The organism is Pseudomonas sp. NKUCC02_KPG (assembly GCF_019345465.1).
Classification (GTDB): Bacteria; Pseudomonadota; Gammaproteobacteria; order Pseudomonadales; family Pseudomonadaceae; genus Aquipseudomonas.
Genome location: NZ_JAHKRC010000015.1, coordinates 105087 through 127695, shown reverse-complemented (window position 1 = coordinate 127695; position 22609 = coordinate 105087). Strand labels below are relative to the sequence as shown.

At 60.9% G+C, this 22609-nt stretch carries 20 protein-coding genes; 14 read left to right on the top strand and 6 right to left on the bottom strand.

What is annotated here, in order from left to right; all coding sequences use genetic code 11:
• Positions 1-51: 51 nt before the first annotated feature.
• Entirely contained in the window at positions 52-723 is a 672-nt protein-coding gene (gene rpiA, locus KO536_RS19635; RefSeq protein ID WP_133075121.1) for a ribose-5-phosphate isomerase RpiA, read from the bottom strand.
• Positions 724-868: 145 nt separating this feature from the next.
• Between rpiA and ilvA the strand changes: the two genes are divergently transcribed.
• Entirely contained in the window at positions 869-2383 is a 1515-nt protein-coding gene (gene ilvA, locus KO536_RS19630) for a threonine ammonia-lyase, biosynthetic (protein WP_133075122.1), read from the top strand.
• A gap of 39 nt (positions 2384-2422) precedes the next feature.
• Positions 2423-2851, top strand: a complete 429-nt coding sequence (locus KO536_RS19625) for a DUF2269 family protein (protein ID WP_133075123.1) — start codon at positions 2423-2425, stop codon at positions 2849-2851.
• A 52-nt stretch (positions 2852-2903) separates the two neighbouring features.
• Here the strand turns inward: KO536_RS19625 and KO536_RS19620 are convergent, their stop codons facing one another.
• Positions 2904-3560 (bottom strand): HAD family phosphatase, encoded by a 657-nt coding sequence (locus KO536_RS19620; protein WP_133075124.1) that lies wholly within the window; start codon positions 3558-3560, stop codon positions 2904-2906.
• A 143-nt stretch (positions 3561-3703) separates the two neighbouring features.
• Here KO536_RS19620 and KO536_RS19615 point away from each other — a divergent pair, with 143 nt between their 5' ends.
• On the top strand, positions 3704-4183 hold the full coding sequence (locus tag KO536_RS19615) for an RNA pyrophosphohydrolase (protein ID WP_019828104.1): 480 nt from the start codon (positions 3704-3706) through the stop codon (positions 4181-4183).
• Positions 4184-4204: 21 nt separating this feature from the next.
• On the top strand, positions 4205-6484 hold the full coding sequence (gene ptsP / locus KO536_RS19610; protein WP_133075125.1) for a phosphoenolpyruvate--protein phosphotransferase: 2280 nt from the start codon (positions 4205-4207) through the stop codon (positions 6482-6484).
• Between the two features lie 111 nt (positions 6485-6595).
• Here the strand turns inward: ptsP and KO536_RS19605 are convergent, their stop codons facing one another.
• Positions 6596-7342 carry an NRDE family protein gene (locus KO536_RS19605; protein ID WP_133075126.1) on the bottom strand — a complete coding sequence of 249 codons (747 nt, stop codon included), beginning with the start codon at positions 7340-7342 and terminating at the stop codon, positions 6596-6598.
• A gap of 129 nt (positions 7343-7471) precedes the next feature.
• On the opposite strand from KO536_RS19605, the gene KO536_RS19600 reads away from it, so the two are divergent.
• The 3 genes from KO536_RS19600 to KO536_RS19590 are packed head-to-tail and all read left to right on the top strand — an operon-like array spanning position 7472 to position 10095.
• Entirely contained in the window at positions 7472-8254 is a 783-nt protein-coding gene (locus KO536_RS19600; RefSeq protein ID WP_219262686.1) for a sulfite exporter TauE/SafE family protein, read from the top strand.
• Between the two features lie 12 nt (positions 8255-8266).
• Complete coding sequence (lgt, locus tag KO536_RS19595) at positions 8267-9073, top strand: prolipoprotein diacylglyceryl transferase (RefSeq protein WP_219262685.1); 807 nt, start codon at positions 8267-8269, stop codon at positions 9071-9073.
• Positions 9074-9123: 50 nt separating this feature from the next.
• The gene (locus KO536_RS19590; protein WP_219262684.1) at positions 9124-10095 is read left to right on the top strand and encodes a thymidylate synthase; all 972 of its coding nucleotides are present in this window, start codon (positions 9124-9126) and stop codon (positions 10093-10095) included.
• Between the two features lie 125 nt (positions 10096-10220).
• Here the strand turns inward: KO536_RS19590 and cadR are convergent, their stop codons facing one another.
• Positions 10221-10670 carry a Cd(II)/Pb(II)-responsive transcriptional regulator gene (gene cadR / locus KO536_RS19585; RefSeq protein WP_133075130.1) on the bottom strand — a complete coding sequence of 150 codons (450 nt, stop codon included), beginning with the start codon at positions 10668-10670 and terminating at the stop codon, positions 10221-10223.
• Between the two features lie 86 nt (positions 10671-10756).
• Here cadR and KO536_RS19580 point away from each other — a divergent pair, with 86 nt between their 5' ends.
• From KO536_RS19580 to KO536_RS19550, 7 genes are all read left to right on the top strand, one after another.
• Positions 10757-12997: a heavy metal translocating P-type ATPase gene (locus tag KO536_RS19580; RefSeq protein WP_133075131.1), complete on the top strand. Its 2241-nt coding sequence runs from the start codon at positions 10757-10759 to the stop codon at positions 12995-12997.
• A gap of 16 nt (positions 12998-13013) precedes the next feature.
• On the top strand, positions 13014-13877 hold the full coding sequence (locus KO536_RS19575) for a LysR family transcriptional regulator (protein ID WP_219262683.1): 864 nt from the start codon (positions 13014-13016) through the stop codon (positions 13875-13877).
• A 200-nt stretch (positions 13878-14077) separates the two neighbouring features.
• Positions 14078-15154, top strand: a complete 1077-nt coding sequence (locus tag KO536_RS19570) for a putative 2-aminoethylphosphonate ABC transporter ATP-binding protein (RefSeq protein ID WP_133075133.1) — start codon at positions 14078-14080, stop codon at positions 15152-15154.
• A 1-nt stretch (position 15155) separates the two neighbouring features.
• Positions 15156-16880: a putative 2-aminoethylphosphonate ABC transporter permease subunit gene (locus KO536_RS19565; protein ID WP_219262682.1), complete on the top strand. Its 1725-nt coding sequence runs from the start codon at positions 15156-15158 to the stop codon at positions 16878-16880.
• A gap of 47 nt (positions 16881-16927) precedes the next feature.
• Entirely contained in the window at positions 16928-17950 is a 1023-nt protein-coding gene (locus tag KO536_RS19560; protein ID WP_133075135.1) for a putative 2-aminoethylphosphonate ABC transporter substrate-binding protein, read from the top strand.
• Positions 17951-18088: 138 nt separating this feature from the next.
• A complete protein-coding gene (locus KO536_RS19555; protein ID WP_219262681.1) occupies positions 18089-19216 on the top strand; it encodes a TIGR03364 family FAD-dependent oxidoreductase in 1128 nt (375 codons plus the stop codon).
• Positions 19216-19773, top strand: coding sequence for a phosphonate degradation HD-domain oxygenase (locus tag KO536_RS19550; protein ID WP_219262680.1), 558 nt, complete (start codon positions 19216-19218; stop codon positions 19771-19773). Before KO536_RS19555 ends, KO536_RS19550 begins: the two co-directional genes overlap by 1 nt.
• 26 nt (positions 19774-19799) lie before the next feature.
• On the opposite strand, the gene KO536_RS19545 is transcribed toward KO536_RS19550, so the two are convergent.
• On the bottom strand, positions 19800-21164 hold the full coding sequence (locus KO536_RS19545) for a GTPase/DUF3482 domain-containing protein (protein WP_133075138.1): 1365 nt from the start codon (positions 21162-21164) through the stop codon (positions 19800-19802).
• Positions 21157-22539 carry a DUF2868 domain-containing protein gene (locus tag KO536_RS19540; RefSeq protein ID WP_219262679.1) on the bottom strand — a complete coding sequence of 461 codons (1383 nt, stop codon included), beginning with the start codon at positions 22537-22539 and terminating at the stop codon, positions 21157-21159. Before KO536_RS19540 ends, KO536_RS19545 begins: the two co-directional genes overlap by 8 nt.
• Positions 22540-22609 lie beyond the last annotated feature (70 nt).

The window sequence follows — 22609 nt, the reverse complement described above, 5'->3', positions numbered from 1 at the left end:
AGGCCCTGCGGTCCTTATCGCAGCCTGCGGCAGCGGCTACAAGTTTTGCAGTTACTTGCTCAGGGTTTTGACGCCTTCAGGCGTACCCAGCAACAGCAGGTCAGCCGGGCGGGCGGCGAACAGGCCGTTGGTCACGACGCCAACAATGGCGTTGATCTGACGCTCCAGCTCAACCGGGTTGATGATCTGCATGTTGAACACGTCGATGATGATATTGCCGTTGTCCGTCACCACGCCTTCGCGGTAGACCGGATCGCCACCCAGCTTGACCAGTTCGCGGGCCACGTGGCTGCGGGCCATCGGGATCACTTCAACCGGCAGCGGGAACGCCCCCAGTACCGGAACCAGTTTGCTGGCGTCGGCGATGCAGATAAAGGTCTTGGCCACGGCCGCCACGATCTTCTCGCGGGTCAGGGCTGCGCCACCGCCTTTGATCAGGTTCAGGTTTTCGTCGCTTTCATCGGCGCCATCAACGTAGAACTCCAGGTCGCTGACTGTGTTCAGCTCATACACCGGAATGCCGTGGCCCTTGAGGCGGGCAGCGGTGGCTTCCGAGCTGGCCACGGCGCCGTCGAATGCGCCCTTGTGCTGGGCCAGGGCGTCGATGAAGCAGTTGGCCGTGGAGCCGGTGCCGACCCCGACGATGCTCTTGTCATCCAGTTTTGGAAGGATGAAGTCGACTGCAGCCTGGGCTACGGCCTGTTTGAGTTGATCCTGGGTCATGCGGGCTCCGGGGCGGGAAGGTTAAACAAACAGAAGGGCGCAAGTATAACCCAAGCATGTAAAACCTTTGGATTCGTATGGTCGCCCGCGTAAACGCTGGGGTAGACTCCTTGGTCCCTGCCAACCCGCCCAGTGAAGCTTTCCGATGCTCGAACAGTACGTTAAGAAGATCCTAAACTCGCGTGTTTATGACGTTGCCGTAGAAACCCCGTTGCAGCTGGCCAACCAGCTGACCGAGCGGTTGGGCAACCAGATTTGGCTCAAGCGTGAAGATTTGCAGCCGGTGTATTCGTTCAAGATTCGTGGCGCTTACAACAAGCTGATGCACTTGAGCGACGCCGAGCGCGCTTGCGGTGTGGTCACGGCCTCTGCTGGCAACCACGCTCAGGGCCTGGCCCTGGCGGCCAAGGTACTGGGTGTCAAAGCCACTATCGTCATGCCAAAAACCACTCCTGAGATCAAGGTCGAAGGCGTGCGTTCCCGTGGCGGCATTGTGGTGCTGCACGGCGATTCCTTCCCGGAAGCCCTGGCCTACTCGCTGCAACTGGTTGAGCAAAAAGGCTACGTCTACGTCCATCCCTACGATGACCCGCACACCATTGCCGGGCAGGGCACCGTGGCGATGGAAATTCTGCGCCAGCACCCGGCGCCGCTGGATGCGATTTTCGTCCCGGTGGGCGGTGGCGGGCTGATTGCCGGTATTGCGGCGTACGTGAAATATCTGCGTCCGGATATCAAGATCATTGGTGTCGAGCCCGATGACTCCAACTGCCTGCAAGCTGCGATGGCGGCAGGCGAGCGCGTAGTGCTGCCAACGGTGGGGATTTTTGCCGACGGTGTTGCTGTGGGCCAGATTGGCCAGTACACGTTCGACATCTGCAAAGACTATGTGGATGAAGTGATCACCGTCAGTACTGACGAGATCTGTGCGGCAATCAAGGATATCTTCGACGATACCCGCTCGATCACCGAACCTGCCGGCGCGTTGGGTGTGGCCGGGATCAAGAAGTACGTTGAGCAGCGGGGCGTGCGTGGCCAGACTCTGGTGGCGATCGATTCCGGGGCCAACGTCAACTTCGATCGTTTGCGCCATGTGGCCGAGCGTGCAGAGCTGGGTGAAGGCCGCGAAGCCATCATCGCCGTGACGATTCCAGAAGAAGCAGGCAGCTTCAAGGCGTTTTGCCAGGCCATCGGCAAGCGTCAGATCACCGAATTCAACTACCGCTACCACACCGGCAGCGAAGCGCACATTTTCGTGGGTGTGCAGACTCATCCTGAAAACGACCCGCGCAGCGCACTGCTGGCCAGCCTGACAGAGCAAGGCTTTCCGGTGGTCGACCTGACCGAGAACGAACTGGCCAAGCTGCACATCCGCCATATGGTGGGCGGGCATGCGGCGAAGGTCAGTGATGAGTTGCTGTTCCGTTTCGAGTTTCCGGAGCGTCCGGGTGCGCTGTTCAACTTCCTGAACAAGCTGGGCGGGCGCTGGAATATTTCGATGTTCCACTACCGCAACCACGGTGCGGCCGATGGTCGGGTCATGGCTGGCCTGCAAGTGCCTGCCGACGAACGCCATCTGGTGCCGGCGGCACTGGCTGAAATCGGTTATCCGTATTGGGATGAGAGCGATAACCCGGCCTATCAGCTGTTTCTTGGCTGATAGCCGCTACGCTGATTGAACGGCTCAAGGGATTAACATATGGAAACGTTCACAGCGTTAAAACTGCTGCATGGCGTGTCGACACTGCTGCTGTTTGTCAGCGCCATTGCCTTGCTGGTCCTGGTGATTCGTCGTTGGCGTGCAGGGGACAAGAACCTGTCGGGCGGGCTGGTGCAGCGGCCCTGGAGCTTTGTCTGGGCGTTGATGGGGGTGTGCTTGCTGGCGTTGCCGGTCAGTGGCTGGTTTCTGGTGCACTTGGCCGGTTGGCCCCTGAGCCAATTGTGGTTACTGGCGGGCAGCTGTTTGTATGTGCTTGGCAGCTTGAGCTGGTTGTGGCTGGTGGTGCGCCTCAACCGGCTGCGGTTGGGACGAATGGCCAGGTATCCGGGCTTTACGCTGGTTTTGGCGATTTTTTGTGCCGTCTGCTTTATCGCCATTGCCGGGCTGATGGGCGCCAAGCCGGTTTAAGCACACTTGCTTGTGTGGGCGCGGGCAAGCCCGCTCCCACACAGGTTGTGTGTCAGTCGCGCAGCGAGATGACTTCCCAGCCACGCTTGATGGCCTCGGCTCGCAAGTTTGGATCAGGGTCCACCGCCACCGGATGGTCAACCTGCTCCAGCAACGGCAAGTCGTTCATCGAGTCGCTGTAGAAGTAGCTGTCTTCAAGGCTGTAGCCGTTTTCGGCCATCCAGCGGTTCAGGCGTGTGACCTTGCCTTCACGGAAGCACGGTACGTCGGTGCTGCGTCCGGTGTAGCGGCCATCGACGATTTCGCACTCGGTGGCAATCAGATGTTCCACGCCAAGTTTCTGGGCAATGGGGGCCGTGACCACGCGGTTGGTGGCGGTGATGATCACCAGCGTGTCGCCTGCTTCACGGTGCTTGGCAAGCAGGGCCTGGGCCTTGGGCAGCATCAGGCCGTCGATGCAGTCGCGCATGAACTCGCGGTGCCACTGATCCAGTTGCGCCATGTCATGGCGGCCAAAGATTTCCATGCTGAAATTAAGATAGGCAGCGTTGTCGAGCTTGCCGGCCAGGTAATCCTGGTAGAACTCGTCGTTGCGCGCCTTGTAGGCGTCGCCATCGAGAATGCCCCGTTGGCATAGGTAGTCGCCCCAGGCGTGATCGCTGTCACCGCCCAGAAGGGTGTTGTCCAAGTCGAATAAAGCCAGACGCATTGAGGTTACCCGTTGAGTTGCCTGAGAAAAGGCCACAAGAATACGGTCTTTTAATAAGAGTGCACATAAGGCAGGAAGGCGCGTTGCTGCTTTCACAACCTTTGTGGAACAATGCGGTGACATGCGTTTGCGAGGTTGTTGCCGTGATCGACCCCGATGGTTTCCGCCCTAATGTCGGGATTATTCTGACAAATGACGCTGGTCAGGTACTTTGGGCTCGCCGTATCAATCAAGACGCCTGGCAGTTTCCACAGGGAGGCATCAACCCTGATGAGACGCCGGAAGACGCCTTGTACCGTGAGCTGAACGAAGAAGTTGGCCTTGAACGCGAAGATGTAGAAATACTCGCCTGCACGCGAGGCTGGTTGCGTTATCGTTTGCCGCAACGACTGGTGCGTACCCACAGCCAACCGCTGTGTATCGGCCAGAAGCAAAAGTGGTTTTTGCTGCGCCTGGTCTCTAACGAGCAACGGGTGCGGATGGATTTGACCGGTAAACCGGAGTTCGATGGCTGGCGTTGGGTCAGTTATTGGTACCCGTTGGGCCAGGTGGTGACATTCAAGCGCGAGGTCTACCGTCGCGCTCTCAAAGAGCTTGCCCCGCGCCTTTTAACGCGCGCCTGACACGGAGTTCGACCCCGAGCCATGCTCAATACGCTGCGCAAGATCGTCCAGGAAGTTAACTCCGCCAAGGATCTCAAGGCGGCGTTGGGGATTATTGTGTTGCGCGTCAAAGAGGCCATGAGCAGCCAGGTCTGCTCGGTCTATTTGCTTGATCCAGAGACCAACCGCTTTGTCCTGATGGCCACCGAGGGCTTGAACAAGCGCTCGATCGGCAAAGTCAGCATGGCGCCCAACGAAGGCCTTGTGGGCCTTGTGGGCACCCGTGAAGAGCCTCTGAACCTCGAAAACGCCGCCGATCACCCGCGCTATCGCTACTTTGCCGAAACCGGAGAGGAGCGCTATGCCTCTTTCCTGGGTGCGCCGATCATCCACCACCGCCGTGTGGTCGGGGTTCTGGTCATCCAGCAAAAGGAGCGTCGCCAGTTCGATGAGGGTGAAGAAGCCTTCCTGGTGACCATGAGCGCCCAGTTGGCAGGGGTTATTGCCCATGCCGAAGCCACGGGGTCGATTCGCGGCCTGGGCCGTCAGGGCAAGGGTATTCAGGAAGCCAAGTTCGTCGGCGTGCCGGGTTCTCCGGGTGCGGCGGTGGGTACTGCCGTCGTCATGTTGCCTCCGGCGGATCTGGACGTGGTGCCCGACAAGGCCATCACCGATATTCCTGCCGAAATCGCGCTGTTCAAAACAGCCCTCGAAGGCGTGCGCAACGACATGCGCGCCGTGTCGAAAAAACTCGCCACGCAGTTACGCCCCGAAGAGCAGGCGCTGTTCGACGTGTACCTGATGATGCTCGACGATGCGTCGCTGGGCAGCGAAGTCAAAAATGTCATCAAGACCGGTCAGTGGGCCCAGGGCGCGCTGCGTCAGGTGGTGACTGATCACGTCAACCGTTTTGAATTGATGGACGACGACTACCTGCGCGAGCGGGCGTCGGATGTGCGCGACCTCGGTCGTCGCCTGCTGGCCTACTTGCAGCATGATCGCCAGCAGAGCATGGTCTACCCCGACAACACCATTCTGGTCAGCGAAGAACTGACCGCCACCATGCTCGGCGAAGTGCCTGAGGGCAAGCTGATCGGCCTGGTGTCGGTACTGGGTTCGGGCAACTCCCACGTGGCCATTCTGGCACGGGCCATGGGCATTCCTACGGTCATGGGCCTGGTCGATCTGCCGTACTCCAAGGTCGACGGCATCCAGATGATCGTCGATGGCTATCACGGCGAGGTCTACACCAACCCCAGCGAAGTGTTGCGCAAGCAATACGCCGAGGTTGTCGAAGAAGAACGCCAGTTGTCCCTGGGGCTGGACGCCCTGCGCGAGCTGCCGTGCATCACCCCGGACGGGCATCGCATGCCGCTGTGGGTCAACACCGGCCTGCTGGCCGATGTGGCGCGTGCGCAGCAGCGTGGCGCCGAAGGCGTAGGTCTGTACCGCACCGAAGTGCCGTTCATGATCAACCAGCGCTTTCCAAGCGAAAAGGAGCAGCTGGCGATTTATCGCGAGCAACTCGCCGCCTTCCATCCGCAACCGGTGACGATGCGCAGCCTGGACATTGGCGGCGACAAGTCACTGTCGTACTTCCCGATCAAGGAAGACAACCCGTTCCTCGGCTGGCGCGGGATTCGCGTCACCCTCGACCACCCTGAAATCTTTCTGGTTCAGGCCCGGGCCATGCTCAAGGCCAGTGAAGGCCTGAACAACCTGCGCATTTTGCTGCCGATGATCTCCGGCACCCATGAGCTCGAAGAGGCCCTGCACCTGTTGCACCGTGCCTGGGGTGAAGTGCGTGACGAAGGGACCGACGTGCCGATGCCGCCCATCGGCGTGATGATCGAAATCCCGGCGGCGGTCTATCAGACCAAGGAGCTGGCGCGCCAGGTGGACTTCCTGTCGGTGGGTTCCAACGACCTGACTCAATACCTGCTGGCCGTGGACCGTAACAACCCACGGGTCGCGGATTTGTACGACTACCTGCACCCGGCCGTACTGCAAGCCCTGCAATCGGTGGTGCGCGACGCCCACGCTGAAGGCAAGCCGGCGAGTATCTGCGGTGAAATGGCCGGTGATCCGGCGGCTGCGATTCTGCTGATGGCGATGGGTTTTGACAGCCTGTCGATGAACGCCACCAACCTGCCAAAAGTGAAGTGGATGCTGCGCCAGGTCAGCCTGAGCCGCGCCAAGGAACTGTTGGCTGAAGTGATGACCATCGACAACCCGCAGGTTATTCGCAGCACCATCCACCTGGCCCTGAAAAATATGGGTCTGACGCGGATGATGAACCCGGCGGCAATCAAGCCGTATTGAGAAGCGGCCACGTGTGGGAGCGGGCTTGCTCGCGATAGATTCAACTCGGTCAATCAGTCAGACCGTGGTGTCTGTATCGCGAACAGGTCCGCTCCCACAGGGTTTATGCCCTCAGGCTTCTATCCTCACTTCCCCCAGCCGCCCCCCGAGCGGTCCGAAGCTGTGCTCCACCACCAACCTTGAACCGTCAGCATTGATGATCAGCGCCGTGCTGGCGCGAGTGCCGTAGCTGGGACTGGCAATGAACACACTCGACAGCAGGCTTTCTGTGGCCAGCCCCACACCGGTATCCGGCAGTTCGCTAAAGGGTGCGGTTTGCGAGTCTTTGAGCAAGGCCAGCAGGGCTTGCGGTTGCGGGTCATCGAGTACCTCGGCCAGCGCTGCCTTGGCCTTCATCAGCTTGGGCCAGGGAGTATCGAGCCCGGCATTCGACAATCCATAAATACCTTCGCTCAGCGGCTGTGGCGCCAGGTCTTTGGAGTTGAAGTGCCAGAGTTGATCGCGGGTACCCAAAAGCAGGTTAAAGCCGGCATATTCGACGGAACGTCGCCCAACTTGCGTGAAGTACTCTGCAATGGACTGGTTGCCGGTCAAGAAGTCCGCCACCAATTCACCTCGGGAACGCCGCGAAGGTGGCTTGTGGGGTTCGCGGATATTGGTCAGTGCCGCAAAGCGCCCGTCAGCACCAATCCCCAGCCAGGTTCCGCCCGCCTCAAGGTCGCGGCCAGCATACACCTGGGGCGCATTGGCCCATTGGGCAAAGGGTTTGGCGGGGCGCGCATAAAACTCATCGCGGTTGGCCGCAACGACCAAAGGCTGTGCATGGCCGGGGCGCCAGGCGAAGACAATCAGACACATGGGCAGTCCTTAATGTTTTTTTAATCACTCTACTTATAGATTGCTCAGGCCGGTCGCGCCATACCACTGCAGCGCAGTGGAGCCAAAGCCCTTGCTCCGTTACCATGCGGATCAAATTTGGGGGGCGTCATGGAATTTCTGCTCTATCTGGTGCTGGGAGGTTTTGCGGGCGTGCTGGCCGGGCTGTTCGGGGTCGGTGGCGGAATAATCATCGTGCCGGTGCTGGTGTTCAGCTTCACCTTGCAGGGTTTTGACAGCGAGGTGCTGACCCATCTGGCCGTGGGTACGTCATTGGCCACGATCATTTTTACCTCGATCAACTCGATTCGTGAGCACAACCGCAAAGGCGCCGTGCGCTGGCCGCTGTTTATCTGGATGACACTGGGCATTCTGATAGGCGCGGGTATTGGTGCGATCACGGCAGAAGCGATTGCCGGTCCTCACTTGCAGAAAATTATTGGCGTGTTCGCCCTGCTGATTGCCGTGCAAATGGCCCTGGGGTTGCAGCCCAAGGCCAGCGGCACGGTGCCGGGCAAGTTCGGTCTGACCCTGGCTGGCACCGTGATTGGCTGGGCTTCGGCGATTTTCGGCATCGGTGGTGGTTCGCTGACCGTGCCATTCCTGAGCTGGCGCAGTGTGCCGATGCAGCAAGCCGTAGCCACCTCGGCGGCCTGCGGATTGCCGATTGCGCTGGTGGGTGCATTAAGTTTCATGATCATTGGCTGGCATAACCCCGACCTGCCCGCGCATAGTCTCGGTTTTGTCTACTTGCCGGCGCTGCTCGGGATTGCCCTGACCAGCATGTTTTTCGCCCGTTTTGGTGCGCGACTGGCCCACAAGCTTTCGCCACGCCTGCTGAAACGGCTGTTTGCCGCACTGTTGTTCTGTGTCGGTTTGAGTTTCCTGATCTAACAAGGAGTCGCAATGCTGCCTTACCCGCAGATTGACCCGGTGGCACTGGCCATCGGACCGCTGAAAATCCATTGGTATGGCTTGATGTACCTGATCGGCATTGGCGCTGCCTGGCTGATCCTGTCGCGACGCCTTAACCGCTTCGACCCGACCTGGACCAAGGAGAAACTCTCCGACCTGGTGTTCTGGGTGGCCATGGGCGTGATTGTCGGGGGTCGTTTGGGCTATGTGCTGTTTTACGACCTGAGCGCCTACATCGCCAACCCGCTGCTGATTTTTGAAGTGTGGAAAGGCGGCATGGCGTTCCACGGTGGCCTGATCGGCGTGATGCTGGCTGTCTGGTGGTTCGGCAAGCGCAACGACAAATCGTTCTTCCAGATCATGGACTTTATCGCCCCTGTGGTGCCGATTGGCCTGGGTGCGGGGCGTATCGGCAACTTCATCAACGCCGAACTGTGGGGCAAGGCCAGTGATGTGCCGTGGGCGATGATCTTCCCTACCGACCCGCAGCAACTGGCGCGCCATCCGTCGCAGCTTTATCAGTTTGCGCTGGAAGGTGTGGCACTGTTCCTGATTCTTTGGCTGTACTCGCGTAAACCTCGGCCAACCATGGCGGTGTCCGGGATGTTCGCCCTGTTCTACGGCATCTTCCGCTTTATCGTCGAATTCGTCCGTGTACCGGATGCCCAGCTAGGCTATCTGGCGTTCGGCTGGGTGACGATGGGGCAAATTCTCTGCATTCCGATGATCGCGGGCGGCCTGTTCCTGATCTGGTGGGCTTACCACCGCGATCCAGCGGCTAACAAAGCTGCGCTTTAAATTCGAATCGCAGGGCGCACAACGCCCTGCATTCAAACGGTAGGAAAACCATGAAGCAATATCTCGACCTCGTTGCCAACGTCATCAAAAACGGCACCCTGCAAGCCAACCGCACCGGCGTGAAGACCATCAGTCTGCCCGGCGCCATGTTGCGCTATGACCTCAAGGAAGGCTTCCCGGCCATCACCACCCGACGCATGGCGTTCAAATCTGCCATTGGCGAGATGTGCGGCTTCCTGCGTCCGGTCAACAGCGCCGCCGATTTCCGTGCGCTGGGTTGCAAGGTGTGGGACCAGAACGCCAACGAAAACGCCCAGTGGCTGGCCAACCCGTTCCGCCAGGGTGAAGACGACCTGGGCGAAATCTACGGCGTGCAATGGCGCAAATGGCCGGCTTACAAGCAAATCGAGCGCAGCAACCAGGCGGCTATCGAGTTGTGCCTGAGCCAGGGCTATCGCCAGATTGCCGAAGGTGAAGAAGACGGTCAGGCCTACGTGGTGCTGTACAAAGCCATTGATCAGGTGCGCCAGTGTGTCGACACCATCATCAATGACCCGGGCAGCCGCCGTATTCTGTTCCACGGCTGGAACTGCGCCCAGCTCGACGAAATGGCTCTGCCGCCGTGCCATTTGCTGTATCAGTTCCACCCGAATGTCGAGACCAGGGAAATTTCCCTGACTCTGTACATCCGTTCCAACGACCTGGGCCTGGGCACACCGTTCAACCTGACCGAAGGTGCTGCACTGCTGAGCCTCATCGGCCGTCTGACCGGGTACACGCCACGCTGGTTCACCTACTTCATCGGCGATGCCCATGTGTATGAAAACCACCTGGACATGCTCAATGAGCAACTGACCCGTGAACCGTTCCCGATGCCTAAACTGGTGATTTCGGATCGCGTGCCGGAATTCGCCAAGACGGGCGTGTATCAGCCGGAGTGGCTGGGCCTGATCGAGCCGAGCGACTTCAGCCTCGAAGGCTATCAGCACCACGCGCCAATGACCGCGCCGATGGCGGTGTAAACCCTCAACGCCAACCCTGTAGTCGCTGCCGCAGGCTGCGATCGAGCCCGAAGGGGTCGCGCTTTTTCAAGAGCGAAGGTCCTTCGGCCCTTGTCGCAGCCTGCAGCAGCGGCTACAGGGTGGTGTCAATGCCCGTGGCTTCTGCCCACATGGCTGGGTTCGCCTTCCGGCGTGCTGACCGATCCGCTGACTTCCAGCTGCTGCAAAATTCCGCAATGTTCCCCGTTCGGCCCTTCGCCACACCGTTGGCGCAGGTCGAGCAGTTGTGTCTGCAAGGCCAGCAAGCCGTCGATCCGTGCCTTGACGTGATGAATATGCTCGTCGATCAGCGCGTTCACGCTTTCGCACTGGTCCTGCGGGCTGTCGCGCAGGTTGAGCAGGCTGCGGATTTCTTCGAGGGTCATGTCCAGGCTGCGGCAATTGCGGATGAACGTCAGGCGCTCCACGTGGGCCTGGGTGTATAAACGGTAGTTGCCTTCACTGCGCGCGGGCTCCGGCAGCAACCCTTCGCGCTCGTAATAACGGATGGTTTCGACCTGACAATCGGTCAATTTAGCCAGTTCACCAATTTTCATCGCGTTTATCTCCGAAAGGTTGCTTGACCCTATAGTGGCTACAGGGTCTTTACTTGGCAACAGGCACCTTTTCCGGACGCAACCTGATGAGCGATTCCATTCACACCCCGCACAAGCACGACCACGATCATGGCAAAAAGCATGACCACGCCAGTCATGGCCACAGCTGCTGCTCGACCGCGGCGGGCCCCAGCGTGATCAAGCTCGGCGCTGCCCCTACGGCGGGGGCTCGGCTGAGCAACTTTCGCATCGAAGCAATGGATTGCCCCACCGAGCAAACGCTGATCCAGAACAAGCTGGGCAAGCTGGCGGGTGTGCAGCAGCTGGAATTCAACCTGATCAACCGGGTGCTGGGCGTGACCCACGACCTGCCGTCGACCGAACCGATTATCGCGGCGATCAAATCCCTTGGCATGGTGGCCGACCCCATTGAGTCCGGGGCAGAGGCGGCCCCGGCTGCGCCACCCGTCAAAAAACACTGGTGGCCGCTGGCGGTAGCCGGTGTGGGGGCACTGGCGGCGGAAGTCCTGCACTTCACCGATGCGGCGCCTACGTGGGTGATCGCGCTGGTGGCCTTGGTGTCGATCCTCAGCGGCGGCCTGACCACCTACAAAAAGGGCTGGATTGCCCTGAAAAACCTCAACCTGAATATCAATGCGTTGATGAGCATTGCGGTGACTGGCGCGGTGTTGATCGGTCAGTGGCCAGAAGCTGCCATGGTGATGTTCCTGTTTACCGTGGCTGAGTTGATCGAGGCCAAATCCCTCGACCGCGCACGCAATGCCATCAGCGGACTGATGCAAATGGCACCGGACAAGGCCACCGTGCAACAGGCGGATGGCAGCTGGATCGAGCTTGAGGTCAAAGACATCGCGCTTGGCGCCATTGTGCGGGTGCGCCCCGGCGAGCGGATTGGCCTGGACGGCGAAGTGATCGCGGGCAGTTCGACGATCGATCAGGCGCCGATCACCGGTGAAAGCCTGCCCATCGAGAAGACAGTGGGCGATAAAGTCTTCGCGGGCACCATCAACCAGGCCGGTGCCCTGGAGTACCGGGTGACGGCAGCGGCCAACAACTCGACGCTGGCACGGATCATCCACGCCGTGGAGCAAGCCCAGGGCGCTCGGGCGCCAACCCAGCGCTTCGTCGACAGCTTCTCGAAAATCTATACCCCGCTGGTGTTCGTTTTCGCCTTGGCAGTGGCTGTGATTCCGCCCCTGTTCATGGGCGGCGTCTGGTTCGACTGGATCTATCGCGCACTGGTGCTGCTGGTCGTGGCCTGCCCGTGTGCGCTGGTGATCTCGACACCGGTCACCATCGTCAGCGGCCTGGCGGCAGCGGCCCGCAAGGGGATTTTGGTCAAGGGCGGTGTGTACCTGGAAAGCGGCCACAAACTCGACTTTCTGGCGCTCGACAAGACGGGCACCATCACCCACGGCAAACCGGTGCAAACCGATTACCTGCCCCTTGAACCGTTGGTCACCGACAGCGCCGTGTTGTTGGCCGCAAGCCTGGCCTCGCGCTCCGATCACCCGGTCTCACTGGCGGTCGCCACTGCGGCTGTGGATAAAAACCTGCAACTGAGCGCTGTGGATAACTTCGCCGCCCTGGCGGGTCGCGGTGTGCGTGGCGAGATAGACGGCAAGCTTTACCACTTGGGCAACCACCGACTGGTAGAGGAACTGGGCCTGTGCTCGCCTGCCCTTGAAGAAAAGCTGTTTGCCCTGGAAGAGCAGGGTAAAACAGTCATCTTACTGTGCGACAACTCAGGCCCGATGGCGCTTTTCGCGGTAGCAGACACCGTCAAGGAGACCAGCCGCGAAGCGATTCGGGAATTGCATGAGCTGGGCATCAAAACCTTGATGCTTACCGGCGACAACCCGCACACCGCCAGTGCCATTGCGGCCCAGGTCGGCATCGACGAAGCGCAAGGCAACTTGCTGCCGGAGGACAAGCTCAAGGCGATCGAAGCCCTGTATGCCAAGGGGCATCACGTGGGCATGGTGGGTGACGGAATCAACGACGCCCCCGCCCTGGCCCGCGCCGAGATTGGTTTTGCGATGGCTGCTGCGGGCACGGATACTGCGATTGAGACGGCCGATGTCGCCCTGATGGACGACGATCTGCGCAAGATCCCGGCATTCATTCGCCTGTCACGCCAGACCTCCAGCATCCTCAAGCAGAACATTGCCCTGGCATTGGTCATCAAAGCGATCTTTCTTGCGGTAACCTTCCTCGGTATGGCCACCATGTGGATGGCCGTGTTTGCCGACATGGGCGTGAGTCTGTTGGTGGTGTTCAACGGTTTGCGCCTGTTGCGCAAATAGAGCAAGAGAGGCCGCTGTGCTGAGTGCCGAGCTGAAAGCGTTTTACCGGGTGGCCCAGTTGGGCAGCATTACTCAGGCCGCAAAAAAGCTCGGGCTTAGCCAGCCGACCGTGACCACGCAGATCCGTAACCTCGAAAGCCAGTACGCCGTGGAGCTGTTCTACCGTGGCGGCCGGCGCCTGACACTCAGCGATGAGGGCGTGCGTCTGCTGCCGATGGTCAAGGCGCTGCTCCAGCAAGAAGCCGACATCGAGTTCTTTTTGCGCAACAGCGGCCAGGGCAACGGCACCTTGCGTATCGCCGCCACGGCACCGTATTACATCCTCGATCTGGTGAAGGCCTTTCGCGAACGCTTGCCGCAGATCGAAGTGTCGGTGGACATCGGCAATTCCCAGCAGGTGCTTGAAGCGCTGGATGAATACCGGGTCGATATTGCGGCCTCATCGCAATTACTCGAAGACCCGCGCCTGATTCGCCGCGTACTCGGCGCCGATCCGCTGGTGCTGGCGGTGCATCGCAATCACCCGCTGGCCAACCTTGAGCACGTGCCGTTGAGTGCGCTGGCCGGGCATTGTCTGTTGATGCGCGAACAGGGTTCGACCACGCGCAAGTTGACGGAAGAACTGCTTGAAAGCGCCGGTGTCAGCTTTGGCCCGCTGCTGGAAATCGGTAGCCGGGAATCGATCCGCGAGGCCGTGCTGCGCAACATCGGCATCAGCATCATTGCCCAGCAAGAAGTGCCCCACGACCCGCAGCTTCGGGTGCTGACCCTGGAAAATGCGCCGGTCATCCACGAATACCTGTACTGCCTCAAAGAGCGTAAATCGGCGCGTTTGCCAGCGGCTTTTCTGGGGCTGGCGCAAGAGATGGCCCCGGCCTGAGGCTTTTGTAGTCGCTGCCGAAGGCTGCGATAAGGGCCAAAGGACCTTCGTACGTGAAACAGCGCGACCCCTTCGAGCTCGATCGCAGCCTTCACTACCCAAATCCACCAATACCACTATCGGCAGCTTTGGCCTTGCTGCCATATCCTGTACGCATTGCGTCTCTAGGATGACCCCCATCTGCTTGATGAGGTGCATCCATGAACAGCTCGAACGCAACCGCTTTGACCCAACCCGGCGTACCGATGAGGGTGCGCAATGTCAGCAAACGCTTTGGCGCCTTTACCGCGCTGGACAGCGTCTCGCTGGAGGTGGCCGCAGGGGAACTGGTGTGCCTGCTCGGGCCGTCAGGTTGCGGCAAGACCACGCTGCTGCGGTGCATTGCGGGGCTTGAACGCCAGGACGACGGCGCGCTGTATCTGGGTGATCGCGATGTGTCCGAGCTGGCACCGCAAGCCCGTGACTACGGGATTCTGTTTCAGTCCTACGCCTTGTTTCCCAACCTGACCGTTGAAGCCAACATCGCTTATGGCCTGGCGGGCAGCAATCGTGATGTGGTGCGCAAGCGCGTTGGCGACATGCTCGAACTGGTGGGCCTGACCGGTAGCGAAAAAAAATACCCGGGGCAGCTGTCGGGCGGCCAGCAACAGCGCGTTGCCCTGGCCCGCGCCCTGGCTCCTTCGCCGTCCTTGCTGTTGCTCGACGAGCCGATGTCGGCACTGGATGCCCGTGTGCGTGAGCACTTGTGTACCGAACTGCGCCAACTCCAGCGCAGCCTGGGCATCACTACGCTGATGGTGACGCACAACCAGGACGAGGCCATGTTGATGGCCGACCGCATTGCCGTGATGAACAACGGTAAGGTCGAGCAATACGCCACCCCGCAGGAAATCTACGACAAACCGGCCACCCCGTTCGTGGCCGAGTTTGTGGGGCAGGGCAACTGGCTGCCGTTCCAGCGCAACAGCGCCAGCCACGCCCAGGTCGGCGGGATGAACATGCGCCTGGCAGACGATGCCGGGCGTGCCGCCTCGGGCCGTCTGTTTTGTCGCCCTGAAGCCATCAGCGTGAACCCGGTGCTGCATCAGGAAAATCTGTTCCCGGCGCGGGTGCGAGAAATCACCTTTCTGGGCAATCGTTGCCGCATGAGTTTTGAACTCAACCACTTGCCGGGCCATGCGCTGACTGCCGAAGTCGGTAGCCAGGACTTGCCGCGCCTTGGCGCCCCGGACATTTTCGTCGCCCTGCCCCCGGGCAGCTTGCAGGTGTTTGCCTGAGATGGCTGCTGATATGACCCTGCCACTGCCCGGCAACCTGCCCCGCAAAACTACCCGCGCTGAGCTCGGCGACCGCATTTTTGTAGTCGGCGGCAAACTGCTTTTACTGCTGCTGCTGGGGGTTGCCGTGTTGATGCCGTTGCTGGCGATCTTCTGGCGCGGCTTGAGCGCCGAAGAGGGGCAGGGCGGTGGTTGGGTTGCCGCTCGGGAGCTGGTCACCAGCGATAATTTCCACTGGCTGGTGGGCAATAGCCTCAAAGTGGCGCTCAGCGTAGCGGCCATTGTCGTGCCGCTGGCCTATCTGTTTGCCTACGCCCTGCAACGCACCCTGATCCCCGGCAAACGCATCTGGCGCGGCATGTCCCTGTTGCCGCTGATGGCTCCGTCGATGTTGCCCGGCATTGCACTGGTCTACCTGTTCGGTAATCAGGGCATGTTGCGCGGGCTGATTTCGGACAACATCTACGGCTTCTGGGGAATCGTGCTCGGCGAAGTGATTTATACCTTCCCCCACGCGTTGATGATTTTGCTGTCGGCCTTGTCGCTGGCCGATGCACGTTTGTTTGATGCGGCATCGAGCATGGGTGCCGGGCCATTCAAAGCCTTTCGCAGCATCACCTGGCCGGGCACCCGGCAGGCGGTGTTCGCAGCGTTCTGCCTGGTGTTCACCCTGACCATCACTGACTTCGGGGTGCCTGTGGTGGTGGGCGGCGACTATCAAGTGCTGGCGCTGGAAGCCTACAAGGCCGTGGTCGGTCAGCAGCAATTCGGTCGCGGTGCCCTGATCGGCATGGTCTTGTTGCTGCCTGCGCTGTTCAGCTTCGGGGTCGATGCCTGGCTGCGCCGCCAGCACGGCGATGCCATGAGCGGCCGCGCCCAAGTGTTCAAGCCCATGCCTTCCAAGGTGCGTGACCGCTGCTACCTGGCCATCGTGCTGCTGATCTGCGCCATCCTGCTGCTGGTGTTCGGCATGGCCGTGTACTCGTCGCTGGTCACGTTCTGGCCGTACAACCTGTCGTTGTCGCTCAAGCACTACCAGTTCGGCGACACGGCCGGCGGCGGCTGGCTGGCCTATCGCAACAGCGTGACGATGGCGCTGTGCACGGCCTTGATCGGCAGTGCAGTCATCTTCACCGGTGCCTACCTGATGGAGAAAACCAGGGGCCAGAAGGGACTGACCCTGGCCCTGCGCATGCTCAGCTTCGTGCCGATGGCGGTGCCCGGCCTGGTGCTTGGCCTGGGCTACGTGTTCTTTTTCAATTTGCCCGGCAACCCGCTTCACGTGCTCTACGGCACCATGACCCTGCTGGTGGTGTGCACCATTGCTCATTATTTGACCACCGCACAAATGACCGCCACCACTGCGCTGCGCCAGCTCGACGGCGAATTCGAAGCGGCCGCGCTGTCGCTGAAAGCGCCGCTGTACCGCCATTACTGGCGCGTCACCGTGCCGATCTGCCTGCCAGCGCTGCTGGACATCATCCGCTACCTGTTTGTCTCGGCGATGACCACCGTTTCGGCGGCGATCTTCCTCTACAGCCCCGACACCATCCTTGCAGCGGTGGCGGTGCTGAACATGGACGACGCCGGCAACGTGGGCGGCGCGGCGGCCATGTCGACCCTGATCCTGTTCACCTCGGCGGGAGTGTCCCTGCTGCTGGCCCGGGCTTCGCGCGGCTTGCTGAGCCGCTCCCAGGCCTGGCGCCAGGGCGCTCCTGCGCAATGATGCGTGCCCACACAACCCTGCCCCTACAACCATAAAGGAACCGCACCATGTTCAAGCCACTTGCCCTTGCCGCTGCTGTCCTCACCGCTTTTAGCTTCAATGCGTTTGCTGCGAAAACCGAGCTGACCGTATACACGGCCCTCGAAGCCGAGCAGCTCAAGACCTATAAGCAGGCTTTCGAGAAGGCCAACCCGGACGTTGAGATCAAGTGGGTGCGCGATTCCACGGGCATCATCACGGCCAAACTGCTGGCTGAAAAAGCCCGCCCGCAAGCCGATGCCGTATGGGGCCTGGCTGCGTCCAGCCTGGCGATCCTGGATCAGCAAGGCATGCTGCAAAGCTACGCGCCCAAGGATCTGGCCAAGATTGGCGTCAACTACCGCGATGCTGCCAATCCGCCTGCCTGGGTGGGGATGGACGTGTGGGCTGCGACCATTTGCTTCAACACCATCGAAGCCGAGAAACAGGGGCTGACCAAGCCGGTGAGCTGGCAAGACCTGACCAAGCCCGAGTACAAGGGCAAGATCGTCATGCCCAACCCGGCTTCATCCGGTACCGGCTTTCTGGACGTGAGCGCGTGGTTGCAGACCTTTGGCGAGAAGCAGGGTTGGCAGTACATGGACGACCTGCACCAGAACATCGGCCAGTACGTTCACTCCGGCTCCAAGCCTTGCAAGTTGGCCGCTTCGGGGGAATTCCCGATCGGTATTTCGTTTGAATATCCGGCGGTACAGCTCAAGCGCCAGGGTGCCCCGCTGGACATCGTGTTGCCAAAAGAAGGCCTGGGTTGGGAAATCGAAGCCACTGCCGTGATCAAGGGGACGCCCCACGAAGAAGCCGCCAAGAAGCTGGCTGACTTCTCCGCCAGCCCCGCAGCGATGGAGCTTTATAAAGAGAACTTCGCCGTACTCGCCCAGCCCGGCATTGCCAAGCCACAGACCGAACTGCCAGCCGACTACGAGCAGCGCCTGATCAAGAACGACTTCGCCTGGGCCTCGCAGAACCGCGACAGCATCCTGGCCGAGTGGCGCAAACGCTATGACGGCAAGTCCGAGAAAGCGGCGCAGTAGTTTTGTAGCCACAAAAGACCTGTGGGGGCGGGCTTGCCCGCGATTGGATCGCTGCGGTTGGACAGCCGCACCGCGCGTTTGTATCGCGAGCAAGTCCGCTCCCACAAGGGAAGTGAAGTTGCCCTTCAGGACATCGTGATGACTCAACCAATCCTTATCGTCGGCGCTGGCATTCTGGGCTTGTCCCACGCCTACGCCGCTGCAAGACGCGGGCTCAAGGTGCGCGTATTCGAGCGTACGGCTACGCCCTTGGGCGCTTCGGTGCGCAACTTTGGCCAGGCCCTGGTCACCGGCCAACCGCCCGGCGTGATGCTCGATCTGGCCCGGGCCAGCCGCCCTGTCTGGGCCGACTGGGCGCAGCGTGCCGGTTTCGAGCTCAAGCGTAATGGCTCATACCTGTTCGCCCGCACCGAAGCCGAAGAGCACCTGCTGGACGCCTTTTGCCAAGGCCGCGCTAGCGAATTCGGCTATCGTGCCGAACTGTTGCGCGGCGCAGACCTGGACGCGCTGTACGGCGGTCAATTCAGCCATCACCGTGCTGCATTGCACGGTCTGGACGATCAGCAGGTCTATTCCCGGGAAGCGATCCCGGCATTGATTGCGTATCTGCAGCGTGACCTGGGGGTCGAGTTTCATTTTTCGACCCTGGTACGCGAGGTCGAGCCCGGTCAAGTCCACACCACGGCGGGCAGTTTCAAGGGCTCGCAGGTGATCGTGTGTTCGGGGCACGATTACCTGACTTTACTGGCCGAGCCGCTGGCCCGGCTCAATCCGCAGATTTGCCGACTGCAAATGCTGCGTGTGAGACCCAAGGTCGATTTGAAGTTGCAGCACGCCCTGCTGACCGGGCTCAGCTGTGTGCATTACGGTGCCTTTGCCGACTTGCCACAAGCAGCGGCGGTGCAGGACGAAATCCTGCGAGCCAGCCCCCATCTGGATCAGCACGGCATACATCTGCTGATCAGCCCAACGCCCTATGGTGACTTGATTGTCGGCGATTCTCACGATTACAGCCGGGATCCAACACCCTTTAACGGTGAACAGGTTGATAACTGGATGCTACAGCTGTGCGAGGAAACCCTTGGTTGTGAAGTCCGGGTGGTTGAGCGTTGGCAGGGTGTCTATGGGGCAAAAGGGGCCAAGCCGTTCACCTGGCTGGAGGTGGAACCGGGGCTGAATGCGGCGCTGATGCACACCGGCGTGGGCATGAGCGTGGGTCCGGCGATGGCCGAGGGCAATATCGCCCGGATGCTGGAGAACATGTGATGACAGCTGCGCAGCAAGTGGTTGAAGAGGTGTTTGGCTTGTATCGGCAATATGGCACCGACGATTACATCGGCGAGCCGGTGTCCCAGATCGAGCATATGTCCCAGGCCGCACAGTTAGCGTTGGCCGAAGGCTGTGACGATGAAGTGGTATTGGCGGCGTTCTTTCACGATATTGGCCACTTCTGCGTCAATGATGCAAAGAACATGGAGGGCTATGGCGTGGTCAGCCATGAGCGGGTGGGCGCCAATTATTTGCGCCGTGCAGGTTTCAGCGAGCGGGTGGCCAGGCTGGTGGAGTACCACGTACAGGCCAAGCGCTACCTGACCTTGCGTCAGCCGGGGTACTACGACTTGCTGAGCGAGGCCAGCATTCGCACGCTGGGGTATCAGGGCGGGGTGATGAGCGAGGCCGAGGCGGATGCATTCGAGCAAGATCCGCTGTGTGCGTTGAGCCTGCGCATGCGGGTCTGGGATGAGCAGGCCAAACAAGAGAATGTCCCCATCATTGACCTGCAAATGCTTAAGGACAAGGCCATCCGCCTGCTGAACAGTTAAAGACCCGCTCCCACAGAAGATGCCTTTCAGATGTGTGTGGCCAGCCACTCGATCTGTTCCTGGCGCTCGGCCTGGTTCAACTTCGGATGGGGGTTCAGAGACGACCATTGCGGGTGCGCACGGGCTTTGTTCAGGGCTTCGGGCAATTTGCCCTCGCGCCAGGTTTTGTCCTGTGGGGTGGCGACCTTGATGCTGTCGACAGCGGCATGCCCGCGGGCATTGAGGGCGTGCAGCAATTGCCGTTGGCGCAAGGCCAGCAGGCGCAACACGCTGTCGTCCACGGTCAATTCACGCTGGCCCTTGAGTTTGCCCAGCAAGCGGCTGCCATAGCTGCGTGCGGTCTGCAGCGCACCACCGGCAATGGCGCCGGCCAATGCGGCCGCACCCAGGGTCAGGCCGCCGACCATCAAGTCCACACCGGCCCCGGCCGCTGCCCCTGCAGCAATCCCGCTACCGACCCGCACACCCAGTTGCTTGAGGGTTTCGGGGTTGAACAAGTCATCGCCCCAGCGCCCGTCGAGCAACGGCAAATCGCTGGCCGCCGCATCGCTGGTACGAAAGCCATACAGTTTGAGCATGGCTTCAACGCAGCGCTGCTCACGCTGGCGGATGGCTTCGCGCAGTTGCTGGATGGCCTGTTGTTCGGCGGCTTTTTCGCTGATCACGCTACGACGGCATGCGGCGCAGTCGATCAGCAACTCGGCGATCAAGCGCAGCGCACTGTGCTTGCGGGCTTCTCGTTGAGCCTCCTGGTCTGTAATCAGTCGCTGCAACGCCTCCCGTGAATGTTCCAGCAGCAGGGCCAGGCTTTCATACAAGCGGCGCTCGCCATCTTCGGGCGGGGCCACGCTGTCAAACCGCACCAGAGCATGCAAACCAAGGCGTGCCAGGGCTTCGCGCCATTCAGGCTCGCGGTGCTGCGGGCTGCTGACAAAATTGAGCACCGGCAGCAGCGGCTTGCCGCAACTGGCCAGCACACTGAGTTCGTCGCGGTACTTGGCCAGGACCGGCTCGCGGGCGTCGATCACATACAACCCCGCGTCCGATGCCAGCAGTTGGCGCAGTACCTTGGCCTCCTGCTCAAAACGCTGGCGTGCCTCGCTGCCTTCAAGAAACCGTGCCACCCGCGCCGGGCCATCAAGGCGTTCGCCGGGGTGGTCGAGACGCTCAAGGTAGTCGAGCAGGGCGATGGCATCTTCAAGCCCCGGGGTGTCGTAAAGCTCCAGCAGGGGCTCGCCGTCTACCGACAATCGCGCACCTTCGACATGGCGCGTGGTACTGGGACGATGGGACACCTCGCCAAAGCCGACATCCCGGGTCAGGGTGCGCAGCAAAGAGGTTTTGCCGACATTGGTGTGGCCGACTACGGCCAGCGTCAGTGGCTTAGTCATGGCCTGTCTCCAGCCAGTTCAAGGGGGCAGTGGCGGCGAACGGCAGCCCCAGTTGCTGCAGCGCAGTGTGCCAGTCGCCCAGGCGGTCGGCGTCCAGCGCCTGGCCGGGCGGGGCTTGCAGCAGCCACACGCGGGTCTCGCTGGCACTGCGGGCCAGTTCGCCGATCAGCGCCAGGCTGCCGCGGTCCGGCGAGCGCCGCGGGTCGCAAGCGATGGCAAGCCGGGCCGGAGGGAAGCGGGTCATTTGTTCGAGCAGTTTTTGCCGGGACTCGCGGCTGTCGAGAATGCCCGCATCCTTGACCGTGGGCGGCAAGGTGGGTGGCCACGGATGCTGGTCGTCCAGCTCAATGGCCACGATCAATGCGCCATCGGTGTGCAGGTCGCTGTGCCCGCCCTGCACGCTGTGCAATTGCTCGGGGGCGATGTCGTTGACGCCCAGGCGTTCGCTGCTGGGCATCAGCCGTTCGCGCAACTGGCTGTAGCCGGGCAGGTTGAGATCCAGCTCCAGAGCGTTGCGCCCGGTTCTCCAGCGCCACAGGCACAAGGCTGCCAGAAGCAGGCGCGGCAGTACGCCGTAAATCAGTACCACGCCAACCAGCCAGACCGCCCAGGCCTGACGCACCAGTTCGTTGTTGTAGAGGCTGGTATCGTTGCTGATGCGGATCATCTCTACGGTCGGCACGCTCATGCCCAGCCAGTTGGGCAATGCGCCAAGGGCGCGGGTGGCGGCGACAAAGACGTCGGCGCCCAGAATAGTGGTCTCCCAGATAAACCCGTAGCGGCGGGTGGCCATCAGCAACAGCATCATCACCAGCGCGCTGAGCATTGCCAGTAGCCACAGGCCATTGACCAGTGTGCCGAGCGCCCAGCGATTGAGTTTGCGCCGTTGCAGCAACAGCAATAACGCGGGTGCCAATTGCGCGACCTTGGCGTCACGGGCGAGTTTTTCACTGAGCCACAGCCACAGGCGGCCGAGGCTGGCGCCGTGTTCACCGGCAAACAGCAGGCCGGTTGCCCAGCTCAGAAGCAGTATCAGGTTGAGCCCCAGTAGGCTGCCCAGTGCCCAGAACACATTGACCGGGGTTTGCCCGTCGCCCAGGGCCGCAAATGCAAGGCCGGCGCCGCTGATCACGGCCAGAACGGCCAGCACCAGCAACGCCAGCCGGGCGCCTTGCAGCCAGTGCTGCATGGCACTGAGCAAACCATCGCGTTCGGCCAGCCACAGGGCACGGTTTTGCAGGCGTGTGGATAAGTCGCCAGCCGTGGTTCGGGCACGGCGATTGGCTTCCAGGTCGTCCAGCGGGCCTGCGTGTTCTTCGCGCAGGCGCACGGTCTCGGTCAACCAGAGGCGTTGTAATGGGGAAAGTTGAGTCACGCGACATTCCATTCAAGTGAACAAGGAGCATAACCGCTGTTAGTCAGACGAGGTACTGTCCCCAGCGGGG